Raw genomic sequence first — 23,705 nt, 5'->3', positions numbered from 1 at the left:
TCAGTAATTTCTGCCGCCTACCGTGTTTGGTATGCGGCAGCCGCCGGAACGGCGGGTCGAAAGCGCCGAGGCCCCCTGCCAACGCGCTATCCAATAAAAGACTTGCTTATACACCAGAACGGGGCGAAATAATGACAACCGCCGACGAGGTCATTCCGATTTTCCTGAGCCAGGACGTCATCGGCAGATCCAATGCCGCCTGACGTCGCGTTCTCCGACGTTGCCGAACATCGGTCTTCAGCTCTTCGGCTTTACGACCACCAGCGCAATACCACCCAACACGACAATGCCGGCGAACACCAGACGCAGGGTCAACGGCTCCGCGAGGAGGCCGATCCCTGCAATGGCGGTGATCACCGGCACGCTCAGCTGGGCAACCGCAGCGGTGGAGGTCCGAATGAGCTTGAGCGCGGCGTACCAGACCGCATATCCCAGACCGGAGGCCAGGGCGCCCGACGCCGCGGCCAGTAGTGCACCCGGAATGTCCACGACGGCGCCTGGACTGAAAGCCACCGCCAGGACCAGCGCAGGCAAGCTCGCCAGGAGGAAGTTGGATGCCGTGACCCGGGTCGGATCGCCACTGCCACTCGCCCGCAGCGTGTAGACACCCCAAGCGAAGCCGGCCACGATCATTAATGCAGCAGGAATCGGGGGCGGTGCCGAGAGCCCGGGCGACAGCAACCAGATGAGTCCTGCTAAAGCCAGGGCGAAGCCTATCCATTGGCGAGACGTCAATCGTGCGCCGGCCGCCAGATACCAACTGACCATGGTCACCTGGACCGCGCCGAACAGCAGCAGCGCTCCGGTCGCCGCGGTCAGGGAAATGTAGGCGAACGAAAACCCGATGGCGTACACGAAGAGTGCGAGCGCTGACCCCCAACTGCCCCGTCCTTCTGGAAGGGTCGGCTGGGCCCGAACGATCAGCCACAGCATGATCGCTCCGGAGACAAGCCGGATCGCGGTAAAGCTGACCGGATCAATGGACGTTGAGGTGAACGCGGCACGCGTCAGGATGGAATTGGCGGCGAACGCTATGAGCGCCACTGACATCAGCGTTGCTAAGCGCACCGGCATCGGCGTCGGATTCCTTCTATCTGACAGGAGGATGCGATGCATCCATACCCCGAGGGAGGCGGCGGTGGCCGAGCAACCCGAGCGGTTGCGTGACGAGCAGGGCATGGTGCCGAAAATCGCACCGCGAGTTCAGTGGGGCACAGAGGCTGGATTGCTCCCTCGGCTTCATCGTTGCGAATGCGACAGCCGGCCCTGTGTCAGGAAAAAAGCCATGGCCGATCGGAGCGGCCATGGCTTCCTCAGACAAGCGAGTCGGATAACCCGCTACATGGATAGAACCCTAGTAACGAAGGGCGGCCAGTTCGACAGTGGTGCCACCGTTCTCGCTGGCATATTCCTCGGCGTCACCGGCCCGCATGAACGCGACGTAGTCGTCCTCGGTTTCCACGAACGACGCCACGTGGCCGAACAGCTTGAGGCCCGTGCCGTGGTCGTAGACATACGTCGCACGAACCTCGTCGGAACCTGACTCCTCGACCTCTTCGACCGCGGCCAGCATCTCGCCAATGGAGTCGTACTTGATAATGCCTTCTTCGGCGAACCAGACCTCGGCCGGCGGAAGTCCGGGCGCGCCCGGTTCGGATCGGGTGATCTTGCCCAGCTGCTCCTCGTAGTCCTTGCCTTGAGCCTCGTAGACGGCTCGCACGAAGCTGTCGTCCACCCAGCGGTCAAAGTCCAGTTCGGGGACCGAACGCTCCCGCTGCAGCGTCGCATGGTGATACTTCAGCGCGTCCACCCACTCGGGTTTCAGGGTCGGATCGACCGACGTAATGCCGCCCTCGCTGAAGTACAGGTACAGGACCTCTTTCTCGATCGTGGTCCACTCTTCCAGCTTGGTCGCCGCCCGCATGGGGTCTTCCATGATCCAGTCCTGCGCCTCCATCGTGGCTGCAATGTACGCCTCAACCACACGCGGATGCTCTTCCGCGAAGTCGTCACGGACCACGGTCCCATGGAACGTCGGCTGGCCGACTTCGCTACCGTCGAAGACCTTACGGCCAAACCCGCGATACTCCATCACCTCGGACCACGGGGTGAAGTTCGAATGAGCATCGATGTTACCCGTACGGATATTCGCTACCCCGACCGGTGGCCCCTGGTCGCGAAGCTGGATGTCATCCAGGATACCGGCCTGGCTCAGCGCATCCAGGGTCATACCCCAGGCGGCACTGCCGAACGGCGTCGAAAGCTGCTGGCCGGCGAGATCCGACAGACTCTGCGCAGGGGAATCGACTGGAACCACAATGCCATTACCCGTACCGCGGGCGTTGTACCCAGTCATGGCAACGAACAAGGACTCGGCACGACCAGTATTCTGGAAGGTCGCGCCGTTCACGATTAGCGGGTAGTCGCCCATGACCCCGAACTCGAGCTGCCCGGCGATCATTCGGTTGGTAATCGGCGGACCGGAGTCGAAGTCGGCGTACTGGACGACGAAATCGACATCTTCGTATCTGCCATCGGTTGGCAAGTGTTCCTCGAATAGACGCAGGCGTTCGATGACGACCCCGCCCGATACCGTATTGGTGACCTGACTCTGGTGCCCGACCCGGATCTGGATCGTCTCGGCCACCGCGGCCCCGGAAAAGGCCGCGATTGCTACACCGGCAACGATTGGCTTCCAACGCATGGTTCTTCTCCCAAAATTAAGTGTCCGCCAAAATGGCGCATCCAACGTTTGATCAGCCGACTAGACCCGGCTCGGGGACTTGCCTGTACTAACAGGCCATGACTGATCTACCGGATACGCAGCAGATTCCGTGCCGCACTCCGCAATCGAGGGAAAACAATCCGCACCTTTCTGTTTTCCTTGAGTTTTATTCTTCAATAAGGAATACCTCGGCTTCCGCCGCCATGCCCGTCACCGCCCCAACCTGGGGAATCCCTGCGCTATTGGAGTGCCGGATAACGGCTGTGAACGCCAGCAATCATGACAAGCAATACACCTGCCGTATTCGGCACCCCGCGGCCGACTTCGCTCAGCCAAACCGTCCGTTCCCCTACCCATCTCACTCCTTCTATGACACGATATGATGAGTTGAATCGAGGAACGAGACGCGCCCATGGAATCCAGCACCCCGGACCGCCAAACGCTTCAGGAATCCCCGCAGCCCCTGTATGTCCAGATCAAGGAAACATTGCGCCAAAGGATCCTCGACGGCACCTACCAGCCGCACCAGAAGCTCCCATCCGAGAGCGAACTCACCCGACGGTTCGGCGTCAGCCGCATTACCATTCGTCAGGCACTGCGTGACCTGCACAACGAAGGCCTGATCTTCAGCTCACAGGGCAAGGGCAGTTTTGTCAGCAAGCCGAAGGCGGTGCAGAACGTGCGGCGCCTGGAAGGCTTTGGCGAGGCCATGGCGGCCCAGGGCTACGAAGCAACGGCGCGGGTGGTTTCAATCGAAGAAATGGTCCCGCCCAAGAATGTGCGCGACGCACTCGACCTTGGGGGTGCAACAAGCGGCTCGGTGGTCGAAGTGAAGCGGGTGCGCTACCTGAACCGGGTCCCAGTGTCACTGGAAGTCAGTTATTTCCCATTGGATGTGGGGCGCCCCTTGTTCAATCAGGATCTTTCGGGCGACATCTTCCCGATCCTGGAGAACCTCTCGGGCATCCCGCTGGGTGCAGCCAACATCAGCATCGATGCCGGGCTCGCGAACAACGAAGTACAGAAGGAGCTGGGCCTGTCGGCAGCCGACCCGGTTCTGCAGGTGGAACGTCTAACCCACGATCGCTCCGGACGGCCCATCGACTACGAGTTTCTGTTTTTCAGTGGCGACTCGTTCAAGTATCGATTCGAGATCGATCGTTCGTAACCGATCCCGTGGGGTAACCGCCACTGTACGCGCCGGTTACCCCGCCAGGACACGACTCAAGCTTCTGCCAGACCGGGTGCCGGCTCGCTTCGCAGCTGCCGGATCTTCTCGTGGAGCTCCGGCAGGATATCGAACAGGTCGCCGACCAGGCCGTAGTCGGCCACGCCGAAGATCGGGGCATCCGGGTCCTTGTTGATGGCGACGATGACCTTGGATCCGGTCATGCCGGCGAGGTGCTGAATGGCGCCGGAGATGCCCACCGCAATGTACAGCTCCGGTGCGACCACCTTGCCGGTCTGTCCCACCTGGCAGTCGTTGGGGGCATAACCGGCATCCACGGCTGCCCGCGAGGCGCCCACGGCGGCGTTCAGATCCGCTGCCAGTTCCTCCAGCAGACGGAATTTCTCCAGGCTGCCGAAGGCTCGCCCCCCGGATACGACAATCCCGGAGGATTCCAGTTGCGGCCGGTCCGACTGGTCGAGTTGGAGTTCGACCTCGCGGGACTGGGCCTGGGTCTCACCGACCTCAATGCGTTCAAGCTGGGCCTCACCGCCGCCCACCACCTCTTTGGCGAACGCAGTCGGGCGTATGGTCAACAACTTGTGCGGCTCCAGCACCCGCAAGGTTTCGTTGGCATTGCCCGCGTAGATCGGGTGCACGAACGTCTCCGCGTCCTGGATCACGGTGACATCCGAGACCATCTGGATGTCGACCAGCGCCGCCACCCGGGGGAGCAGGTTTTTCCCGAACGTGGTGGCGGACGCCAGCACATGACTGTAGTGCTCGACATGTCCAGCCACCAACCCGGAAAGATCCTCAGCAAGGCCGCCTGCCAGATGAGGCGCCTCGGCAACCAGCACACGGCGGACCCCGGCCATCGAGGCGAGGCTTTCGGCCGCCGCCGCGGGGCGTGCACCCGCTACCAGGACGTCGATGGGACCGTCCAGTTCGCGGGCGGCCGTCAGGGTGGACAAGGTGCTGGCGGCCAGTGTCTCCCCTGCCGTCTCCGCTACAACCAGTATCGTGTTCGCCATCTCAGATCACCCCCGCTTCGTTGCGCAGCTTGTCCAGCAGTTCGTCCACGTCCGCGACCTTCACACCCGCCTCGCGGGGAACGGGCTCGGAAACCTTGACCCGCTCCACCCGCGGACGCATATCCACGCCCAGGGCCTCGGGCGTGCGCTCCTCGATGGGACGTTTCTTCGCCTTCATCATCGCGGGCAGCTTCACGAACCGGGGCTCGTTGAGTCGCAGGTCCGCGGTCACCACGGCAGGCAGGTCCAGTTCAACGGTCTGCTGCCCGCCATCAATCTCGCGTGCTACCCGCGCCCGGCCCTCTTCGATGGTCAACTCGGACGCGAAGGTACCCTGGGGCCAGCCAAGCAATGCAGCGGCCATCTGTCCGGTCTGGTTGGCATCATCGTCGATCGCCTGTTTGCCAAGAAGCACCAGGTCGACGGCCTCCTCGCGCGCGACCGCGGCCAGCAACGCGGCCACGTTCAGGGGCTGCGGCGATTCCGGCACATCGATCCGGATCGCGCGGTCCGCGCCCATTGCCAGGGCGCTGCGCAGAACCTCCTGACTGGCCTCGTCACCCACCGTCACCGCCAGCAACTCGCTGCAGATACCGGCCTCTTTCAGGCGTACGGCCTCCTCCAGCGCAATCTCGTCGAAGGGATTAGCGGACATCCGGACATTTTCAGTCTCGACACCGCTACCATCCGCCTTTACGCGGATGTTCACGTTGTAATCGATCACGCGTTTTACGCCGACCAGTACTTTCATCGCATTCACTCCCGTTGACTTTGCGGCCCGGCAATCGGACTCGATGCGGCCTACATGCCCGAATAGATCGGGCCCTCGCCGCCTTGCGGTACCTGCCACTGGATATTCTGGGTGGGGTCCTTGATGTCACAGGTCTTGCAGTGCACGCAGTTGGCTGCGTTGATCTGCAGGCGCGGCCCCTGGTCGCCATCGACAATCTCGTACACCCCGGCTGGGCAGTAGCGTGTCTCCGGCGCCCCGAATTCGGCGAGGTTCAACTGAATGGGGACATCGGGATCACGCAGCCGCAGATGGCAGGGCTGGTTCTCGTCGTGATTGGTGTTCGACAGATGCACCGACGACAACAACGGGAATGTAAGCTCCCCGTCCGGCGCCGGATACTCGATGGGCGAGGCCTCCGACTGGCGCTGTAGCTGCTCGTGATCCGCGTGCTGGGAGAACGTCCATGGCGCACGGCCACCGAACAAATAGGTGTCTGCCGCGGCATACGCCAGCCCGCCCCACAATCCCCAGCGGGCGAAGGCGGGGCGGATATTGCGCGCGCGCCGAAGCTCGGACCAGACCCAGGAATCCGCCAGCGCCCGGTCCACGCCAGTAGCCGCCGCCGGCTCGGATGCGTTCGCCCAATGCTCGAACACCGCCTCCGCCGCCAGCATCCCGGACTTCATGGCGGTGTGGGTGCCCTTGATGCGCGCCACGTTCAGCAGGCCCGCGGCATCCCCCACCAGCATCCCGCCCGGGAATTCCAGCTTGGGGCAGGACTGAACCCCACCCTCCACCAAGGCCCTCGCACCATAGGACAGGCGGCGCCCACCCTCGAGATGGCGGCGAATCTCCGGATGGGTCTTGAACCGCTGCATCTCCTGGTAAGGCGAGAGGTTCGGGTTGGCGTAATCGAGCCCGACCACGAACCCCACGGACACGCGGCGCTCGTCGAAGTGGTACAGGAAGCCGCCGCCGTAGGTTCGGGCGTCCAGGGGCCAACCGACGGTATGCACCACGGTGCCCGGGCGGTGGACGGATTCATCTACTTCCCAGACCTCCTTTATGCCAATGCCGTAGGTCTGCGGATCGGCATCTCGATCCAGTTCGTAGGCGGCAATCACCTGCTGGCTCAACGATCCACGGCAGCCCTCCGCCAGCAGGGTTCGCCCGGCCACGATCTCCACACCGGGCTCGTGCTGCGGGCCGGGCGTACCGTCCGGCTGCAAGCCGGTGTCCGCGGTGGCCACACCGCGCACGGAACCCTGTTCGTCGTACAGCACCTCGGCCGCCGCGAAGCCCGGGTAGATGTCCACCCCCTGTGCCTCCGCCTGCTCGCCCAGCCAGCGGCACAGGTTGCCCAGCGAGCCCACATAATTTCCCTCGTTACGCAGTGCGCCGGGAGTGGGCAGCCGCAGGCTTCCATGCTCGCGCAGCAACAGGAAGTGATCATCCACGGCGGACGTTTTCAACGGCGCTCCGAGATCGCGCCAGTCGGGGATCAATTCGTCGAGCGAGCGCGGATCGATCACCGCACCGGAAAGGATATGCGCCCCGACCTCGGGCCCCTTTTCCAGTACGCAGACCGAGAGATCGTCCCGGCCCTGGTCCTGCGCCAACTGGCGCAGCCGGATCGAGGCCGCGAGGCCCGCAGGCCCCGCACCGACGATGACCACATCCATCTCGATCTGCTCGCGTTCCATGGTGATCTCCCGCTCAGTCGGCGCCGCCGGACTACTGCTCGACAAAGGCCCGCTCGATCACGTACTCACCCGGCACGCCCGTCTTGGGCGAGGCGGTGAAGCCCATCTGATCCAGCAGGTTCGACAGGTCCTCGAGCATCGCCGGGCTGCCACAGATCATGGCGCGGTCCTGTTCCGGGTCGAGCTGCGGCAGACCGAGGTCTTCAGCCATCTTGCCGTTCTCGATCAGGTCCGTGATGCGGCCCTGGTGAACGAAGTCCTCGCGCGTGACCGTCGGGTAATAGAGCAACTGCTCCTGCGCGAGCTCGCCGAGGTATTCGTGGTTCGGGAGCTCCTCGGTCAGATATTCCTGGTAGGCCAGCTCGCTTTTGTAGCGCACGCCGTGGACCAGGATCACCTTCTCGAATCGCTCGTAGGTTTCCGGGTCGCGGATAATGCTCATGTAGGGTGCGAGGCCGGTGCCCGTGCCGAACAGATACAGGTTCTTGCCCGGCAGCAGATCGTGGATCACCAGCGTGCCAGTCGCCTTGCGGCTTACCAGGAGCTGATCACCCTCGTTGATGTGCTGCAGGCGCGAGGTCAACGGGCCGTCCGGAACCTTGATGCTCAGGAACTCGAGGTATTCCTCGTGGTTCGGGCTCACGATGCTGTAGGCCCGCAGTAGGGGCTTGCCCTCCACCTCGAGACCGATCATCACGAAATGACCGTTCTCGAAGCGCAGGCCCGGGTCGCGCGTGGTCTTGAAGCTGAACAACGTGTCATTCCAGTGGTGCACGCTCAGCACTTCTTGTGGGTCACAGGCTGCCATGGGGTCTACCTCCCAGATTCGAGTCGGGTTGTGTTTCCATCATTGGTTGAATGGGCCGGGGCCCTCGCGCTGATCTCCCACAGATAGCGCCACGGATAGATGCCCTGCTCGTGACCATCGGAGAACACGAAGCGCACCCCGCTGACCCCGAACGGAACGATGTCGACCACGTCCACTTGAGTGGCGTCTGTCACCGGTTCGTCCCGACGCCGGGCCAGAGTGCAATGGGCGCAGCGACACGCCAGCCGCAATGCCTCGAAACGCTTGCAGGTAACCTCGCCGGTCGGCCAGCAAAACTGAACCTCGCCGGCCTGCCCCTGCAGGCGGATCTCCTTCGGCGGTTGCATGCTCATTACGCGCGCCCTCCGGCGGCCAGCGGGCCGCCCTCCACGGGACAGGTGCGAGCCAGTTCGGCGAGCACAGTTTCCTCGATCACCAGGGTGGTGACCGGCGGCCACAACAGGGGGTTATCCGGGTCGTCCACCGGACGCGCACCCAGCATGGAGGCCACGCCGGCCAGCCAAGCCCCGAGAAAGGCGCCACGCGTTACCCAGCTTGTAATAACAAGGCGAGACATAACGAATCAGCGCTCCAGCTCGGCCAGCTTGCCCGAACGTTCGATCCACTCTTCCGCGTCGGGCAGCGGGTCCTTTGCCGACGTTATTAGCGGCCAGATAGCCGCTAGCTCGGCATTCAAGTCGAGGAGATGTTTCTGATCCTCGGCCAACTCACCTTCCGGCTGGATCGCCTCGGGCGGACATTCCGGCACACACAGGTCACAGTCGATGCACTCCACCGGGTCAATCACCAGCATGTTGGGGCCCTCGTGGAAGCAGTCCGCCGGACACACTTCGACGCAATCGGTGTACTTGCACCGGATACAGTTCTCGTTCACTACGTAAGTCACGGTTGCCTCCGTATGGCGACGTGTCGCTCTCGGTGAAGCACGCGGCGAATCAGCTCGCCACGCGCAGCTTCGACTGGGCCCAAAGGGCGGTCTTGCGGACATCGGGATCCGGGTCGTCCATCGCGCTTTCCACGTACGCCTGCGCCTTGGCATCCCCAATCTCGCCCAGGGCGCCAACCGCGGCCTTGCGCAGGTTCGACACCGGGTCGTCGGTGCACACGCCCACTGCCTCCACAGCCTTCGGGTCACCCAAAGTGCCCAGGGCCTCAACGGCCTTCTCACGTACCTGCCAGAAGGAATCGCGCGTGCCTTCGATCAGACTCTGCAGGGCCAACCGCAGTCGCAGCTTGCCAATCATGGAGGCCGCTTCGGCTCGGACCTGCCAATTCTCGTCCTGCAACCCGGCCAGCAGGGCATCGCCAATCGAGTCCGGATCGCCGTACGACAGGGCGCTCACGGCCACCCGCCGCACGTCCGGGTCGGCGTCTTCGCGCGCCCGCTCGATCAGGACCGGAAGATTCGCCGGGGAACGCAGCCATCCGAGGACGGATACCGCCTCACGACGCACGGCGGCATCCGCATGCTGAAGCAAGGCCAGAGCCGGTTCGCAGCTCTCGGCAAGCCGCATAGGCTTGAGGGCCCCCAGCACCCCGACGATGACAAATGGATCGTCGCTGCCTTTCAGCGCACCGAGTAACGGCTGCGCCGCATCGGTATCCTTCAGGTCCGCCAGGGCGTGTGCTGCAGCATTGCGGACCGCTTCGTCGCTGTCGCTGAGGGCTGCCAGCAAGGCATCCGCAATGTCGGCGGATTCGAACTCGTCGACCACCTTGGCCGCCTCGCGGCGGACCGAAGGGTCGGGGTCCTTCAGGGCCATTGTCAGCAGATCAGCGGCTTCAGGTTCGGCACTGTCCACCAGGGCAAGCACCCCCACTCGGCGCATTTCCACATCGTTGGAGGCCAGCTTGTCTGCAATGTCCTGCAGTTCGGGGTCGTTGTATTGGCTCATCGGGTTCACCTTCAGCTCAGCAGGTACGGGATATTCACGGTGACCGCGTCGGTCGGACAGTCCTTCTCGCACGGCATGCAGTACCAGCATTCGTCGTAATGCATATGGGCCTTGCCCGTGACTTCGTCGATCAGCAGGACATCCAGCGGGCAGACGTCGATGCAGACCCGGCACCCCTTGTCGGCGATGCACTTTTCTTCATCGACGACCACCGGGACAGTCGTCTTGTGGTTCGCTACAGGCATGTCACTTCCCCTTTATTCGGCGGCGACTTCGTCGGTGTTTTCGATCCGCATGGACTGATAGGCCGACAGCTCGTCGTCATCCAGCGGGATGATGTAGGGGTCCACCGGGCGCGTACCGGTGCACATGGTTCCGTCCTCGCCCTTGTACAGGCGGCTGTGACAGAACCAGTTCTCGTCGTCGCGCTCGGGGTGGTCGATGGAGTAGTGGTACAACCCCCACCGGGACTCCTTGCGTGCCATGGAGGCGCGCGCCGCCATCTCGGCGCAGTCGACAATCGCATGCACCTCGAGGGCCCGCAGCAGTTCGTGGGGATCCCGGGCGTGGAGCCTGGCCAGGTCCTCGCGCACCTGCAGGATGCGGCTGAGTCCGATCTCCATTTTCTTGGTCACTTTGGGCGGCTGCAGGTAGTCGTTCACCAGGCGGCGCACCTTGTATTCCATCTGCTCCGGCGGAATGCCGTCCTCCGCATTCAGCGGTGCCATCACGCGTTCGAGTTCTGCGGCAATCAGCGACTCGTCCAGTGGTGCGTCAGTCCAGTCACTGACGTAACGCGTCGCGCTCTCGCCGCAGATCTGGCCGTATACGAATGCACCGAGCATGTAACTATGCGGCACCGAGCCCATGTCTCCGGCCGCATACAGGCCCGGCACGGTGGTCTCGCCGTGTTCGTTGATCCACACCCCGGAAGCCGAGTGGCCGCTGCAGAAACCGACCTCGGAGATGTGCATCTCCAGCATGTGCTCGCGATAGTTGGTACCACGCCCGGCATGGAAGCGTTCGCGCGACGGGCGTTCGTTGGTATGCAGGACCGTCTCGATCTCCTGGATGGTCTCCTCGGCGAGGTGATCCACCTTCAGGTAGACCGGGCCCTTGCCCCCTTCCAGCTCGCGGTAGAACTCCAGCATCATCTGGCCCGACCAGTAGTCGCACTCGATGAAACGCTCGCCCTGGGCATTCGCGGTGTAGCCGCCCAACGGGCCGGTCACGTACGCACAGGCCGGACCGTTGTAGTCCTTCAGCAACGGGTTGATCTGGTAACACTCCAGGTTCGCCAGGTCGGCGCCGGCGTGATAGGCCATCGCGTGCCCCTCGCCCGCATTGGTCGGGTTCTCGTAGGTGCCGTACAAATAGCCGGAGGTGGGAAGGCCAAGACGCCCGGCCGCACCCGTTGCCATGATTACGGCCTTGGCACGGATCAGCATGGGCTCGGAGGTCCGGGTGTTCACCGCAAAGGCGCCGGCGATCTTGCCGTCGCGATCCTTCAGCAGGCGGGTGGCCTGGTAACGGTTTTCCACCTTCACCCGGTTACGGCGCAGGCGCCGGTACAGGATCTTCTTGACGTTGTGCCCCTCGGGCATGGGCAGCACGTAGCTACCCATGTGATGGACCTTCTTCACGTCGTAATCGCCGGTCTCGTCCTTCTGAAAGTGCACACCCCAGGAGTCCAGCTTCTGGATCATGTCGTAGGAACGCTCGGCATAGGCCAGGACCGCCTTCTGATGGACGATGCCATCATTCGCCGTGGTGATCTCCTTTACATACTGCTCGGGCGTGGCCCGACCCGGGATGATGGCGTTGTTCAGGCCGTCCATCCCCATGGAAATCGCGCCGGAACGTTTCACGTTGGCCTTTTCCAGCAACATGACATCCAGCTCGGGGTTCTCTTCCTTGACGGTGACGGCCGCCAGAGGACCGCCGGTCCCGCCGCCGATCACCAGGACATCCATCTCGACTGTTTCGATTTCGCTGACTTTCATAGGTACTCCTCATTGGGATCCGTACGGAACTTGCAGTTGAAGGTGTCTTCGCGGAACGACAGACACTCCACGTCAAAGGCACGACCGCTGCGGTCGAGAAAGACACGGATGAGTTTCAGGACCGGGGCCTCCACCGGAAGCGCCAGTGCTTCCTGTACCCCTGGCTCCGGGTGACAGGCCTCGATTTCGATACGGGCACTCCGCACCCTGAGGCCCAGGCGATTTTTGAGTACGGACAAGGTGTCCACCGTGAGATCGCGGCTGAATATGCGCCGCCCAATGGCCAGCGGCAGAAAGCTCTCACTGACCATGACCGGCTCCGACCGCAAGCACTGCACCTGGCGAATGCGGGTGACCGAGTCCTCGGGCGCTAGCCCCAGTTCGCGCGTCACCCGCGATGGCGGCGTCATTTCCTGCATGGAAAGCAGGCGCACATCGGCCTCACCGATCTGACGGGTCACCGTCTCGCCAAAGGCCTCCATGCGCCGCAGCTCCTGGCTCACCCGCGGGCGGGCGACAAATATTCCGCGCCCCTGCGCGGTTACCACCAGACCTTCTGCGCGCAACTCGCGAAGCGCCCTGCGCACGGTGATCCGGCTGACCCCAAAGGCCTCGATCAGCTCCTTCTCGGTGGCCAGTCGTTCGTTTGGCGCGCGCACTCCCTGGAGAATCTCGCGACGCAGACTGTCGCGGACCCAGCCGTAGAGCGACCCGGATCCGCCAGACCGGCTCACGGGACGCGGGAGTCCCGTGCTTGCAAGCCCTGCTTGGCGGTGCGTATCGATCATATGTACTAGCCTATCATAACAAGTTATGAGGTGTAAGAGGATCCAGTAGCTCTTCGGCTCTAGACCGACCGCCCCTGCTGCTCGAATGCCCGAGTCGTCTCGGCCCGAATCAGGTCCAGACACTGCTTTTTCAGCTCGACGAATCGGGGCTCGGTCACTACCTCGTGGGTGCGCGGGTGCGGGATGTCGACGCGGATATCCTTGATCAACCGGCCCGGACTCGCGCTCATCACGATGATCCGGTCCGCCAGGAACACAGCCTCCTCGATGTCATGTGTGACGAACACGATGGTGGTGTGGAACTCCTGGCGCAGATCCACCAGGTTTTGCTGCATCATCGAGCGGGTCTGGGCATCGAGCGCCCCAAACGGCTCGTCCATCAGCAATACGTCAGGGTAATTGGCCAAGGCGCGCGCGATGCCGACCCGCTGCTGCATCCCCCCGGACAATTGCGCCGGAAAGTGGTTGCCGTAAGCCGAAAGCCCCACCATCCCGAGGAAGGTGCGCGCGATACTGTCGGACTCGGTCCTCGAGTGACCGGCCATGCGGGGGCCAAAGGCGACGTTCTTGCGCACGCTCTTCCAGGGGAACAGCGAGTGCTGCTGGAACACCATGCCGCGCTCCGGCCCCGGCCCGCGCACGCGCTTGCCATCCACCTCGACACGCCCCGCCGTGGGCGCGACGAAGCCGGCCACCGCATTCATCAAGGTCGACTTGCCGCAACCCGAAGGCCCCAGCAGACAGATGAATTCGCCCGGCTCAATCTCCAGATTCGCTCCATCCACCGCCAGGTTACGGCAGCCATTGGTGTTGAACTCGATGGACACATCGGAGATCTGCACTCGGCCTGCCTCGGCACGACCCGCCAGCGCCCCACCCGGTGCGGGTTTCTTGCGTGAGGGCCCTTCGCCAAAGGCCCAGAAATTTCCAATTCTCATTGTGCTATCCCGTTGCTTAGCATGATCCGAAAGAGGTGCGGCTGGTCCTAACGCTGCCAGCGCAGGAACGGCCGGGCGCCATAGCGCACCAACAGCGTGGACAGGGTCCCCAGGAGGCCGATCGTTACCATCCCGACAATGATCTGCGGGTACTGAATCAATGAGTAGGAACTCCAGGTGAAGTAGCCGATCCCGTACTGGCCACTGATGATCTCGCCTGCCAGCAGCGAGAACCATGCGATGCCCATACCAATGGCCATGCCCGCCACGATGCTGGGCAGCGCCGCCGGCAGGACGACATGAATCAGAATCGAGGTACTGGAAGCGCCCAGAGCGCGGGCGGCCCGCACGAGGTCCTTGGGTGTCTGATCAACCCCGTGCATGGTGTTCAGCACGATCGGGAAAAAGGCCCCGAGAAAGGTAATGAAAATAATGCTGCTCTGTTCTGTAGGGAGCATCAGGATCGCCAGCGGGATCCAGGCCACCGCCGGGATGGGCCGGAAGATCTCCACGTAGGGAGAGAAGACATCCTCCACAAAACGATTGCGGCCCATGAATACACCAAGGGCGACACCCAAGACGGTGGCTAACCCAAAGGCGATGGCGACGCGCTCGACGCTGGCACCGATATGCCGATAGAAAGTATCGGACGACAACAGATCCAGCAGCACCGCGCCTACAACCCCGGGCCGAGGTACATTTTCGAAGTTGAGGAGCAGTCGGAAGTCATTGACGGAGGCCAGATGCCAGAGACCGATCAGCACCACCACCGAGATCATCCGGACGCTGTAGCGTGCCCACCAGGTAGCGCTTGATGCCTTCAGGCGTTCGCCGATAGAAGCGTCACCCGCTCCACCAGACAAGGACGCACCCGCTCGAGGCGCTTCCTGTGACGAAGGCGCGGTATCTGCTGCCGGGGCCGTCGACGTCGGGTTGTCGGGCGCGGAAGGAGAACTCTCCACCGTCTCGTCTGCTACCGGCACAGTCTTGTTCGTCATTTGAAACCCCTTCCCTCGAGGCCATCAGGTCTTGCCCAATGGATTGATCGGTAACGCCACGACTCAACTTGTTCTGACGTGTTCTTACGCCTGGAAGTGTTTGCAGCATCCATGCCAATGCCCCGGGGGCATCGAGAAAGGGGGTTAAGATGCTGTTTCGAAGAGGGCTTATCGGTTCAGAGGGAAAGGGAACCAGGCGGCGACACGGACCCCGTGCATCACGTAAGGGCGAACGCGCCCCACGACGGGGCGCTCAAATCCGAAAATACGAGGTGCATGATGACAAGTGCGGCAAGGATCGGCAGGCCGCCGACGATCGGGGAAACGCGAATTGAATCGCGCACCTCTCCAGGACTCAGTGGGCCAAGAAGCCCGCTTCGATCAAAGTCTGGCGTAGCCGTGCATGGGCTTCGGTGACGCGGGCGCGGGGACCGCGTACGCCCAATTCGACCCGCGGCGCGTCGCGATCCATGCGCGGAAGGCAGGAAATACGCAGGTCCGGGAATGCGGCCTCTATTGCCTCAAGCACCGGCACCAGCGAGCTCTCGGTGGTGTTTTGCAGGATCAGGCTCTCTTCCACTGAACCGGCTTCCGCGTTGCGCTGGGGGAAGCGTTGGTCCAGCACCCAGCGCGCCATGGGCTCGGCCATGGCAGGAAATCCGGGTACACAATAATGCCGTTCGCAGCGAAACCCGGGCACACCGTTGATCGGGTTCGGGATCAGGCTGGCGCCTTCGGGCAATTCGGCCATGCGGATACGATGCGGATAGGCCTCGTCACCGAAGCGGCGTTCCAGCAGATCGACAAATTCCGGATGGCGCTGGAGCGGGCGACCCAGCGCCTCGGCCAGGCAGGCGCGGGTGCGATCATCCGGGGTCGCTCCGATACCGCCAAAGCTGAACACCTCGGCTCCGCTTGCCAGGGTTTCGCGGAACGTCTGCACCAACAGGCGAGCGTTGTCACCCACGATCCGAATCCACGATAGCTCCAGGCCCTTCTCGGCGAGCGCCTCGGTCAGGTGCGCCTGGTGCCGGTCCCGGCGCTTGCCGCTGAGGAGTTCGTCGCCAATGATCACGGCGCCGATCTCGATCTCGCCCGGCTCCCGTTCAGCCATCACGGGTCCGTCCATCGCCCCGGCCTTCGCCACGTTACTGTTTGGCGCCCAGCGCGAGCGCGCGCTCGCGAGCCGCGGCACGCGCCTCGGGGGCATTGTCCGGATCGTTGAGCCACGGCGCCAGATGCTGGTGCAGCAGCCCGGCCAGGAAGTCGAGGTGGTCGGCGCGGTCGTTGAGGGCCGGGATGTAGTGGAAGCGCTCGCCACCGGCTTCGAGGAAGATCTCGCGATTCTCGTCGCCGATCTCCTCGATCGTCTCCAGGCAGTCGGCGGAGAAGCCGGGGCAGATCACATCCACCGAGCGCACGCCCTGCCCCGGCAGGGCCTCCATGGTCTTGTCGGTGTAGGGCTGCAGCCACTCCTCGCGCCCGAAGCGCGACTGGAAGGTGACCTGCCACTGGTCGTCATTCAGCCCCAGCGCCTGCGCCAGCTTGTGCCCGGTGGCATGGCACAGGCAGTGGTAGGGGTCGCCCTGCAGCAGGTAGCGCTTGGGGATGCCGTGGAAGGACATCACCAGGCGGTCGGCCTGGCCGTGCTCCTGCCAGTGCTCGCGCACACTGCTGGCCAGGGCCTCGATGTAGCCGGGCTGGGCGTCGTAGGCGGCGATGAACTGCAGGTCCGGCACCCAGCGCCAGCCCTTGAGCACATCGGCGACGGCATCGAAGGTGGAGCCGCTGGTGCTGGCCGAGTACTGCGGGTACAGCGGCAGCACGACCACGCGGCGCACACCTTGGCGGCGCAGCTCGTCCAGCCCCGCGGCGATCGACGGGTTGCCATAGCGCATGCCCAGCGCAACCGGGATCTCCTCCCCTGCCTGCTCGGCCAGGCGGCGGCGCACACCCTCGGCCTGGCGCTTCGAGATCGCCAGCAGCGGCGAACCTTCGTCGGTCCACACGGTGGCGTACTTGGCGGCCGAGCGCTTCGGACGGATGTTGAGGATGACGCCGTTAAGGATCAGCCACCAGATCGGGCGCGGGACCTCGACCACGCGCGGATCCCAGAGAAACTCCTTCAGGTAGCGGCGCAGGGCGGGCGCGGTGGGTTCGTCCGGCGTGCCGAGGTTGGTCAGCAATACGCCGACGTCGCGCGCCTGGCCGTGACGATAATCCGCTTCTCCGAAGTACTTCATGGTGCTCCTTGCCGACATGAGGGGACGCTGACTCCCTGTCGGAGTGGCGCAGCGCCATTTGGTTCAGCGGTCAAGGATAGCGCGCCGGCGACCCGGGGGCAGCCAGCGCCGGTTCAGCCCAGACGGCCGCGCAGGGGACTGGTGCGCGGGAAGTGCGCCTGCAGGAACTCCATCTGGTCGGCCAGCACGCGCTTGCCCTTGAGGAAGATGTACTCGGCATGGGTTGGCGTGAACGGGATGGCCAGCAGCTGCATCCCGGCCTCTTCCGGCGTGAACCCGGCCTTGTGGTTGTTGCAGCGCTTGCAGGCGGTGACCACGTTGGTCCACGTGTCCTCGCCGTTCTGGCTGATGGGGGTCACATGGTCGCGCGACAGGTCGCGCTCGTAGAAATGCTGGCCGCAGTACAGACACAGGTGGGCATCGCGGCGGAACAGGGTGGTGTTGTTGAGCGGAGGGATGTAGTCGTTGAAGCGGGACTGGCGGGTCCCAAAGGTGGCGATGATCGAGTTGACCTCGATCCGCGACTGCAGCCCGGTGCGGGCGTTGATGCCGCCGCGCATGCGATAAAGCGGGCTGCCACAGGTGTAGGCCACCTGCTCCGTATAGTAGAGGCGCACGGCCTGCTCCAGGCCGATCCACTCCAGCGGCATGCCCGCGGCGTCCGTGCGCAGGACCTGATGCTCGTTCGGCAACATGACCCGTCCCGTCTCAAGGAAACACGGATTTGCTCACGCCGGATCGAGTGAACAAATCCATGCCCCCTTTGGGAGACGCTGATTGAATCGCACGCCCGCGTCTCCCTCAGGGCAACACTGACCGGAAAAACAATAAACAGCCTTCGAGAACAAAGCAATTACAACGCCATGACCCGAGGTATCGTACGCTCCGCGGCCCGGAACAAGACCCTGCAAGCGCAGGACACGGTTTAAGCACGGGGGCGATTCCGCTACACTCGCGGGTCGTTTTTTGTGCGGCATGCCCGCTTCAGGCGTGCCGCATCCGATTTCACCACCCGCGAGCGCGGCTGATCGTCCCAGGGGAGTACGGGACGTTTGGCCCGGGGAGAGAGCGCATGGCAATCAAATTATCCGTTCCCAAGGAGTCCGCCAGCGGCGAACGTCGCGTGGCCCTGGATCCGACGGTGGCGGCCAAGTTCAGCGATCTGGGCGTCACCGTGCAGCTGGAGAAGGGTGCCGGCTCCAATGCCCATTTCCCGGACACGGCCTACGAGAAGGCCACCGTGGTCGATACCGAGACGGCCTACGGCCAGTCGGACCTGATGGTCCGCGTGGCCCCACCGACGGTGGAAGAGGTCAACCAGCTGCCGGAGGGCTCCACCGTCGTCAGCCTGTTCCATGCCCACCGCAATCCGGACGTGGTCAAGGCGATGCAGGAGCGCAAGATCCTGAGCTTCGCGATGGAGCTGATCCCGCGCATCTCGCGCGCCCAGAGCATGGACGTGCTGTCCTCGCAGGCGGCCGTGGTCGGCTACAAGGGCGCGATCATGGGCTCGGATCTGTCCTGCCGCTTCTTCCCGATGCTGACCACCGCGGCCGGCACCATCCGCCCGGCCAAAGTCATCGTGATCGGCGCCGGCGTGGCCGGGCTGCAGGCGATCGCCACGGCCAAGCGCCTGGGCGCGATGGTCGAGGCCTATGACGTGCGCTCCGCCACCAAGGAGCAGGTCGAGTCGCTGGGTGCGAAGTTCCTCGATCTGGGCGTCTCCGCCGAGGGCGAAGGCGGCTACGCCCGCGAACTGACCGCGGAAGAGAAGCAACAGCAGCAGGATGCCCTGGGCGAGTTCATCTCCAAGGCCGACGTGCTGATCACCACCGCCGCGATCCCGGGCCGCGACGCGCCGAAACTGGTCCCGAAGGACATGGTCGAGGGCATGAAGCCCGGCGCGGTCATCATCGACCTGGCGGCCGAGGGTGGTGGCAACTGCGAACTGTCCAAGCCGGGCAAGACCAGCAAGCACAAGGGCGTGGTGATCCACGCGCCGCTGAACGTGCCCTCGCAGGTGCCGCTGCATGCCTCCGAGATGTATGCAAAGAACCTGCTCAATTTCCTCACGCCGATGATCGCCGAGGGCGGCGAGTTCCAGCCGGACTGGGATGACGAGGTCATCGCCAAGAGCGTGCTGACCCGCGACGGCGAGATCGTGCACGAGGCCACCCGCGAGGCCCTGAAGGGAGCGAACTCATGATCATCGAAGGCTTTATCGCGCTGTACATCTTCATGCTCGCGGCCTTCACCGGCTACGAGATCATCTCCAAGGTGCCGGTCATCCTGCACACCCCGCTGATGTCCGGTTCCAACTTCGTCCACGGCATCGTGCTGGTCGGGACCATGGTCGCGCTGGGCCATGCCACGACCCCGCTGGAACAGGCCATCGGCTTTGTCGCCGTGATCCTGGCCGCGGGCAACGCCGTGGGTGGCTACGTCGTCACCGAACGCATGCTGGAGATGTTCAAGACCAGCAAGAAGGACGACAAGAAGGGAGATAACGCATGAGCATGATCATCAACCTCGCCTATTTTGCGGCGGCGGTACTGTTCATCGTCGGCCTCAAGCAGATGTCCTCGCCGACCACCGCGCGGCCGGGCATCATCTGGGCCGGCGTGGGCATGGTGATCGCCACGCTCGTGACCTTCGTGCATCCGGAGATCTCCGGCGGCGTGAACTACACCCTGATCATCCTGGGTATCGCCATCGGCGGTGCGCTGGCCTGGTGGAGCGGCAAGAAGGTCGCGATGACCGACATGCCGCAGATGATCGCGCTGTACAACGGCATGGGCGGCGGCGCCGCGGCCGGCATCGGCGCGATCTACCTGCTGCAGGCGACCCCGGAAACCGTCAGCAACACCGGCCTGGCGATCGCCGTGACCGGCTCGCTGATCGGCTCGGTGGCCTTCTCCGGCTCGCTGGTGGCCTACGCCAAGCTGCAGGGCCTGATGAAGAAGACCTTCACCTTCGCTGGCCAGCAGGTCGTAAACATCGCGATCTTTGCCATCACCGTGATCCTCGGCTTCCTGATGGCCACCGGCGGCGGCGAGATCGGTTCGGCGACGCTGCTGCTGTTCTTCGTCCTGGCGCTGGCCTTCGGCATCCTGATGACGCTGCCGATCGGCGGCGCCGACATGCCGGTGGTCATCTCGCTGTACAACGCCCTGACCGGCCTGGCGGTCGGCCTGAAGGGCATCGTGCTCGACAACCCGGCGCTGATGATCGCCGGTATCGTGGTCGGCGCGGCCGGTACGCTGCTCACCCAGCTGATGGCCAAGGCGATGAACCGCCCGATCAAGAACATCCTGTTCAGCCAGTTCGGCGGCTCCGCCGGCGGCGCCGAGGAAGAGATCGAAGGCACGATGAAGGAGATCCAGGCCAACGATGCCGGGATCATGATGGCCTACGCCGAGAAGGTCATCATCGTGCCGGGCTACGGCATGGCCGTCGCGCAGGCGCAGCACAAGATCTGGGAATTCACCCAGCTGCTGCAGAAGCGCGGCGTGGACGTGAAGTTCGCGATCCACCCGGTCGCGGGCCGCATGCCCGGGCACATGAACGTACTGCTGGCCGAGGCCGGCGTGCCCTACGACATCATCTTCGACCTCGACGAGATCAACGAGGAGTTCAAGACCGCGGATGTCGCGATGGTGATCGGCGCGAACGACGTCGTGAACCCGGTGGCCCGGACCAACCCGGAATCGCCGATCTACGGCATGCCGATCCTGAACGCCGACCAGGCCCACAACGTCATCTGCGTGAAGCGCGGCAAGGGTTCCGGTTTCTCGGGCATCGAGAACCACCTGTTCTACGCCGACAACAACCAGATGCTCTACGGCGACGGCCAGAAGGTGGCCGCCGAGCTCGTGGCATCGGTCAAGGCCCTCGGCTAGTAGCCCGCCCCAAATGCGAGATCCGGATACGGGTCCCGCCACCGAAACCCGGCCAACCGCCTCGCGGTGCCGGGTTTTTTGTTGGCTCGGGAAACACTGCTCAATGTACACACTGGCGCTCGAGTCGCTTTTGCGTGCGCATGAATCACTGTTTCCTCAAGGCCCGATGAACACCCGGGACGGCGTCACAATTGTACACACCCTGTACAGACTACCCACAAGCGATGAAACCAACGGCCGCTTAGCACACAGAGCGCGCACTCCGTTTCACATAAACCCCGTAACTATCTGTTTATTCGATTCTTTTGGCTTCTGGTCGATTTTTGGCCAATCCAAGACGCCCCCAGCAGTAACAAGCATTTAGGGCCCTTCCCCCCGTTTCACCCACAGAGTTATCCACAGCTTTTGTGGATAACAACCCGATCCGCCCTGAGGCAACCGACTCCCCCTTCCCGGGCCCCGACGCAGTAAACTGGACCCATGCCCGTCGCGCCCCGAATCGCCCGCATCGCGCTGGATCGCCCCCTGGATCGGCTGTTTGACTACCGCATCCCCGAAGACCTGTCGCTCACGCCCGGACAGCGGGTGCGCGTGCCCTTCGGCCGCGGCTCCACGGTCGGCCTGGTGGTCGAGCTGGCGACCACCAGTGACGTGCCGCCCGCACGCCTGCGGGCGGTGAACGAGGCCCCGGAGAGCGAACCGCTCCTCTCGCCCCGCCTGCTGGAGCTCCTGCGATTCGGGGCCCGCTACTACCATCACCCGCTGGGCGAGGCCCTGCTGGGGGCACTTCCACCGGCCCTGCGCCACGGCGACCCGTTGCCGGCCCTCACCCCCGAAACCCTGTGGCGGATCACCCCCGAGGGCACCCGCGCCCTGGCCGACGGCCTCGCGCGCGGTCGGCGCCAGCAGGCGGTCCTCCGCGCCCTGGAGCCGGGACACGCGGCCACGGCCCTGGATCGCGCCACCCTGGCCGCCGCGACCGGCCTGCAGCTGGCCCCGCGCGAACTACGCGACTACGAGGGGCGTGGCTGGCTGGAGGCGATCACACCCGACCCGACACAGCCGCCACCGCCGACCACCAGCGACCACGATCTGACCCCCGACCAGCGCACGGCCGTTGAGGCCCTGACACCCGGGACCAGCGCACCGCTGCTGCTGGAGGGCGTGACCGGGAGCGGCAAGACCGAGGTCTACCTGCAGATGGCCGAACGCGTGCTGGCAGGCGGGCGCGCCGTGCTGTTCCTCATCCCCGAGATCGCCCTGACCCCGCAACTGAGCGCGCGCATCCAGCAGCGGTTTCCCGGGCAGGTCGCCCTGCTCCACTCCGGCCTGGCCGAGGGCGAACGCCTGCGCGCCTGGGAGGCCGCCCGCCAGGGCCAGCGCCGCATCGTCGTCGGCACCCGCTCGGCCCTCTTCACCCCGTTGCCCGACCTCGGCCTGATCATCGTCGACGAGGAACACGACAGCGCCTTCAAGCAGCAGGACGGGTTCCGCTACAACGCCCGCGACCTGGCGATCAAGCGGGGCCAGCTGGAGCAGGCCGCGGTGGTTCTGGGTTCCGCCACCCCAACCCTCGAGAGCCTGCACGCGGCCACCACGGGCCGCTACGCCCACGCCCGGCTGACCACACGCCCGGACGGGACCCGACCACCCACCGTCGAGACCGTGGACACGCGCGTACACCTCCCGGACGAGGGCCTGACCGCCCCGCTGCTCGACGCCATGCAGCAGACCCTGGCGGCCGGCCACCAGTGTTTTCTGCTGCTCAACCGCCGCGGCTTCGCCCGCGTACTGGCCTGCGACGCTTGTGGCTGGGTGGCCGAGTGCCCGGATTGCGATGCCCGGCTGACCATTCACGCGCACAACCCGCGCGCTGTCTGTCACCTCTGCGGCCACCAGGAACCGCGCCCCCAGCGCTGCCCGGAATGCGGCGAGCCGCTGGCGCAGCGCGGCCTCGGCACCCAGCGGCTGGAACAGGCCCTGGCGCGGCACTTCCCGACCACCCCCCTGATCCGCCTGGACCGCGACAGCATCCGTCACAAGGGCGCGCTGGAGGCGGCACTGGACCGTATCCGCCAGCTGGATGCCGCGATCGTGGTCGGCACCCAGATGCTGGCGAAGGGTCACGACTTCCCCCAGGTCGGACTGGTCGGTGTGATCGACGTGGACCAGGGCCTGTTCAGCGTCGACCTGCGCGCCACGGAAAACACCCTCCAGCTCATCGTGCAGGCCGCCGGCCGCGCCGGGCGTGGTTCCGGCGGCGGTCGCGTGCTGCTCCAAACCGGGCATCCCGACCACCCCCTGATTCGCGGCCTGGATGCCGCCGACTACCCGGCAATGGTCGCGCCCCTGCTGGAGGAACGCGCTGCTGCCGAGCTGCCGCCCCACGGCCACCTGGCCCTGGTCCGGGTCGAGGCCGGCGATGCCGAGACCACCCGCCGCCACGCCGAGCGCGTCGCCACCCACCTGCGCAGCGCCGCGACCGAGGGCCTGCGGGTACTGGGCCCGGCCCCCGCGCCGCGTCACCGCGTCAACCGCCGCTTCCGCGAACAGATCCTGCTGCAGTCCACGCGCCGCAACCCCCTGCACGAGGGCCTCGCACGGGCGCGCCACGCCTGGCAGGCCGACGACCTGCCGCGCGGCACCCGCATCGCCATCGACATCGACCCCGTCTCGCTCGCCTGACCCGTTCCCGCGGCAGGCGCCGGGGCGGCACGTGCGCCGCTTCCGGGTTAGAATGCGGCCCTTT

The 23,705-nt window shown here is 64.5% G+C and carries 23 protein-coding genes; 5 read left to right on the top strand and 18 right to left on the bottom strand.

What is annotated here, in order from left to right:
* Positions 1-237: 237 nt before the first annotated feature.
* Positions 238-1,074 carry a DMT family transporter gene (locus tag D105_RS0108245; protein WP_018865566.1) on the bottom strand — a complete coding sequence of 279 codons (837 nt, stop codon included), beginning with the start codon at positions 1,072-1,074 and terminating at the stop codon, positions 238-240.
* Between the two features lie 280 nt (positions 1,075-1,354).
* Complete coding sequence (locus tag D105_RS0108240; protein ID WP_018879627.1) at positions 1,355-2,704, bottom strand: ABC transporter substrate-binding protein; 1,350 nt, start codon at positions 2,702-2,704, stop codon at positions 1,355-1,357.
* Between the two features lie 433 nt (positions 2,705-3,137).
* Between D105_RS0108240 and D105_RS0108235 the strand changes: the two genes are divergently transcribed.
* Positions 3,138-3,893: a GntR family transcriptional regulator gene (locus D105_RS0108235; RefSeq protein ID WP_018865564.1), complete on the top strand. Its 756-nt coding sequence runs from the start codon at positions 3,138-3,140 to the stop codon at positions 3,891-3,893.
* A gap of 56 nt (positions 3,894-3,949) precedes the next feature.
* On the opposite strand, the gene D105_RS0108230 is transcribed toward D105_RS0108235, so the two are convergent.
* The 16 genes from D105_RS0108230 to D105_RS0108155 all read right to left on the bottom strand — a co-directional run bounded on the left by D105_RS0108230 (position 3,950) and on the right by D105_RS0108155 (position 17,752).
* Positions 3,950-4,927 (bottom strand): electron transfer flavoprotein subunit alpha/FixB family protein, encoded by a 978-nt coding sequence (locus tag D105_RS0108230; RefSeq protein ID WP_018878115.1) that lies wholly within the window; start codon positions 4,925-4,927, stop codon positions 3,950-3,952.
* A 1-nt stretch (position 4,928) separates the two neighbouring features.
* Positions 4,929-5,678: an electron transfer flavoprotein subunit beta/FixA family protein gene (locus D105_RS0108225; RefSeq protein WP_018878114.1), complete on the bottom strand. Its 750-nt coding sequence runs from the start codon at positions 5,676-5,678 to the stop codon at positions 4,929-4,931.
* A 50-nt stretch (positions 5,679-5,728) separates the two neighbouring features.
* Positions 5,729-7,363, bottom strand: a complete 1,635-nt coding sequence (locus tag D105_RS0108220) for an electron transfer flavoprotein-ubiquinone oxidoreductase (RefSeq protein WP_018878113.1) — start codon at positions 7,361-7,363, stop codon at positions 5,729-5,731.
* Positions 7,364-7,394: 31 nt separating this feature from the next.
* A complete protein-coding gene (locus D105_RS0108215; protein ID WP_026280448.1) occupies positions 7,395-8,171 on the bottom strand; it encodes a ferredoxin--NADP reductase in 777 nt (258 codons plus the stop codon).
* Positions 8,172-8,176: 5 nt separating this feature from the next.
* Positions 8,177-8,524, bottom strand: a complete 348-nt coding sequence (locus D105_RS0108210) for a gamma-butyrobetaine hydroxylase-like domain-containing protein (protein ID WP_018865559.1) — start codon at positions 8,522-8,524, stop codon at positions 8,177-8,179.
* On the bottom strand, positions 8,524-8,748 hold the full coding sequence (locus tag D105_RS0108205) for a hypothetical protein (RefSeq protein ID WP_026279139.1): 225 nt from the start codon (positions 8,746-8,748) through the stop codon (positions 8,524-8,526). Before D105_RS0108205 ends, D105_RS0108210 begins: the two co-directional genes overlap by 1 nt.
* A 6-nt stretch (positions 8,749-8,754) precedes the next feature.
* Positions 8,755-9,078: a ferredoxin FdxA gene (fdxA, locus tag D105_RS0108200; protein WP_018865557.1), complete on the bottom strand. Its 324-nt coding sequence runs from the start codon at positions 9,076-9,078 to the stop codon at positions 8,755-8,757.
* Between the two features lie 49 nt (positions 9,079-9,127).
* Positions 9,128-10,087 (bottom strand): HEAT repeat domain-containing protein, encoded by a 960-nt coding sequence (locus tag D105_RS0108195; protein ID WP_018865556.1) that lies wholly within the window; start codon positions 10,085-10,087, stop codon positions 9,128-9,130.
* Between the two features lie 11 nt (positions 10,088-10,098).
* A complete protein-coding gene (locus D105_RS0108190) occupies positions 10,099-10,332 on the bottom strand; it encodes a ferredoxin family protein (protein WP_017942684.1) in 234 nt (77 codons plus the stop codon).
* Between the two features lie 12 nt (positions 10,333-10,344).
* On the bottom strand, positions 10,345-12,090 hold the full coding sequence (locus D105_RS0108185) for a fumarate reductase/succinate dehydrogenase flavoprotein subunit (protein WP_018865555.1): 1,746 nt from the start codon (positions 12,088-12,090) through the stop codon (positions 10,345-10,347).
* Positions 12,087-12,878, bottom strand: coding sequence for a GntR family transcriptional regulator (locus D105_RS0108180; RefSeq protein WP_081618736.1), 792 nt, complete (start codon positions 12,876-12,878; stop codon positions 12,087-12,089). The genes D105_RS0108185 and D105_RS0108180 overlap by 4 nt, the downstream gene beginning before the upstream one ends.
* Positions 12,879-12,937: 59 nt before the next feature.
* Positions 12,938-13,720: an ATP-binding cassette domain-containing protein gene (locus D105_RS0108175; RefSeq protein WP_018878112.1), complete on the bottom strand. Its 783-nt coding sequence runs from the start codon at positions 13,718-13,720 to the stop codon at positions 12,938-12,940.
* A gap of 143 nt (positions 13,721-13,863) precedes the next feature.
* Positions 13,864-14,814: an ABC transporter permease gene (locus tag D105_RS14210; RefSeq protein WP_038032845.1), complete on the bottom strand. Its 951-nt coding sequence runs from the start codon at positions 14,812-14,814 to the stop codon at positions 13,864-13,866.
* Positions 14,815-15,169: 355 nt separating this feature from the next.
* On the bottom strand, positions 15,170-15,928 hold the full coding sequence (locus D105_RS0108165) for a molybdopterin-binding protein (RefSeq protein ID WP_018865550.1): 759 nt from the start codon (positions 15,926-15,928) through the stop codon (positions 15,170-15,172).
* 34 nt (positions 15,929-15,962) lie between these two features.
* Positions 15,963-17,057, bottom strand: coding sequence for a ferrochelatase (gene hemH / locus D105_RS0108160; RefSeq protein WP_018878110.1), 1,095 nt, complete (start codon positions 17,055-17,057; stop codon positions 15,963-15,965).
* A gap of 113 nt (positions 17,058-17,170) precedes the next feature.
* Positions 17,171-17,752, bottom strand: a complete 582-nt coding sequence (locus tag D105_RS0108155; protein ID WP_018878109.1) for an HNH endonuclease — start codon at positions 17,750-17,752, stop codon at positions 17,171-17,173.
* A 377-nt stretch (positions 17,753-18,129) separates the two neighbouring features.
* Between D105_RS0108155 and D105_RS0108150 the strand changes: the two genes are divergently transcribed.
* From D105_RS0108150 to D105_RS0108135, 4 genes are all read left to right on the top strand, one after another.
* On the top strand, positions 18,130-19,263 hold the full coding sequence (locus tag D105_RS0108150) for an NAD(P) transhydrogenase subunit alpha (protein ID WP_038032844.1): 1,134 nt from the start codon (positions 18,130-18,132) through the stop codon (positions 19,261-19,263).
* Positions 19,260-19,571, top strand: coding sequence for an NAD(P) transhydrogenase subunit alpha (locus D105_RS0108145; protein WP_017942675.1), 312 nt, complete (start codon positions 19,260-19,262; stop codon positions 19,569-19,571). Before D105_RS0108150 ends, D105_RS0108145 begins: the two co-directional genes overlap by 4 nt.
* Positions 19,568-20,956 (top strand): NAD(P)(+) transhydrogenase (Re/Si-specific) subunit beta, encoded by a 1,389-nt coding sequence (locus D105_RS0108140; RefSeq protein WP_018865546.1) that lies wholly within the window; start codon positions 19,568-19,570, stop codon positions 20,954-20,956. The genes D105_RS0108145 and D105_RS0108140 overlap by 4 nt, the downstream gene beginning before the upstream one ends.
* 480 nt (positions 20,957-21,436) lie before the next feature.
* Positions 21,437-23,641, top strand: coding sequence for a primosomal protein N' (locus D105_RS0108135; RefSeq protein ID WP_018878107.1), 2,205 nt, complete (start codon positions 21,437-21,439; stop codon positions 23,639-23,641).
* The last annotated feature ends 64 nt before the right edge of the window (positions 23,642-23,705 follow it).

Source organism: Thioalkalivibrio sp. ALE28 (assembly GCF_000377425.1).
Classification (GTDB): Bacteria; Pseudomonadota; Gammaproteobacteria; order Ectothiorhodospirales; family Ectothiorhodospiraceae; genus Thioalkalivibrio.
The sequence above is the reverse complement of the archived record's forward strand: the minus strand, read 5'-3'. Positions and strand labels throughout refer to the sequence as shown.

Excerpts from the sequence above, each read along its gene's own strand:
- D105_RS0108240 (WP_018879627.1), bottom strand. The coding sequence starts at position 2,704 with ATGCGTTGGAAGCCAATCGTTGCCGGTGTAGCAATCGCGGCCTTTTCC.
- D105_RS0108195 (WP_018865556.1), bottom strand. The coding sequence starts at position 10,087 with ATGAGCCAATACAACGACCCCGAACTGCAGGACATTGCAGACAAGCTG.
- D105_RS0108190 (WP_017942684.1), bottom strand. The coding sequence starts at position 10,332 with ATGCCTGTAGCGAACCACAAGACGACTGTCCCGGTGGTCGTCGATGAA.
- D105_RS0108135 (WP_018878107.1), top strand. The coding sequence starts at position 21,437 with ATGCCCGTCGCGCCCCGAATCGCCCGCATCGCGCTGGATCGCCCCCTG.
- hemH (WP_018878110.1), bottom strand. The coding sequence starts at position 17,057 with ATGAAGTACTTCGGAGAAGCGGATTATCGTCACGGCCAGGCGCGCGAC.
- D105_RS0108155 (WP_018878109.1), bottom strand. The coding sequence starts at position 17,752 with ATGTTGCCGAACGAGCATCAGGTCCTGCGCACGGACGCCGCGGGCATG.
- D105_RS14210 (WP_038032845.1), bottom strand. The coding sequence starts at position 14,814 with ATGACGAACAAGACTGTGCCGGTAGCAGACGAGACGGTGGAGAGTTCT.
- D105_RS0108225 (WP_018878114.1), bottom strand. The coding sequence starts at position 5,678 with ATGAAAGTACTGGTCGGCGTAAAACGCGTGATCGATTACAACGTGAAC.
- D105_RS0108205 (WP_026279139.1), bottom strand. The coding sequence starts at position 8,748 with ATGTCTCGCCTTGTTATTACAAGCTGGGTAACGCGTGGCGCCTTTCTC.
- D105_RS0108180 (WP_081618736.1), bottom strand. The coding sequence starts at position 12,878 with ATGATCGATACGCACCGCCAAGCAGGGCTTGCAAGCACGGGACTCCCG.
- D105_RS0108245 (WP_018865566.1), bottom strand. The coding sequence starts at position 1,074 with ATGCCGGTGCGCTTAGCAACGCTGATGTCAGTGGCGCTCATAGCGTTC.
- D105_RS0108235 (WP_018865564.1), top strand. The coding sequence starts at position 3,138 with ATGGAATCCAGCACCCCGGACCGCCAAACGCTTCAGGAATCCCCGCAG.
- D105_RS0108165 (WP_018865550.1), bottom strand. The coding sequence starts at position 15,928 with ATGGCTGAACGGGAGCCGGGCGAGATCGAGATCGGCGCCGTGATCATT.
- D105_RS0108145 (WP_017942675.1), top strand. The coding sequence starts at position 19,260 with ATGATCATCGAAGGCTTTATCGCGCTGTACATCTTCATGCTCGCGGCC.
- D105_RS0108220 (WP_018878113.1), bottom strand. The coding sequence starts at position 7,363 with ATGGAACGCGAGCAGATCGAGATGGATGTGGTCATCGTCGGTGCGGGG.
- D105_RS0108230 (WP_018878115.1), bottom strand. The coding sequence starts at position 4,927 with ATGGCGAACACGATACTGGTTGTAGCGGAGACGGCAGGGGAGACACTG.
- D105_RS0108140 (WP_018865546.1), top strand. The coding sequence starts at position 19,568 with ATGAGCATGATCATCAACCTCGCCTATTTTGCGGCGGCGGTACTGTTC.
- D105_RS0108150 (WP_038032844.1), top strand. The coding sequence starts at position 18,130 with ATGGCAATCAAATTATCCGTTCCCAAGGAGTCCGCCAGCGGCGAACGT.
- D105_RS0108215 (WP_026280448.1), bottom strand. The coding sequence starts at position 8,171 with ATGGCAGCCTGTGACCCACAAGAAGTGCTGAGCGTGCACCACTGGAAT.
- D105_RS0108210 (WP_018865559.1), bottom strand. The coding sequence starts at position 8,524 with ATGAGCATGCAACCGCCGAAGGAGATCCGCCTGCAGGGGCAGGCCGGC.
- D105_RS0108185 (WP_018865555.1), bottom strand. The coding sequence starts at position 12,090 with ATGAAAGTCAGCGAAATCGAAACAGTCGAGATGGATGTCCTGGTGATC.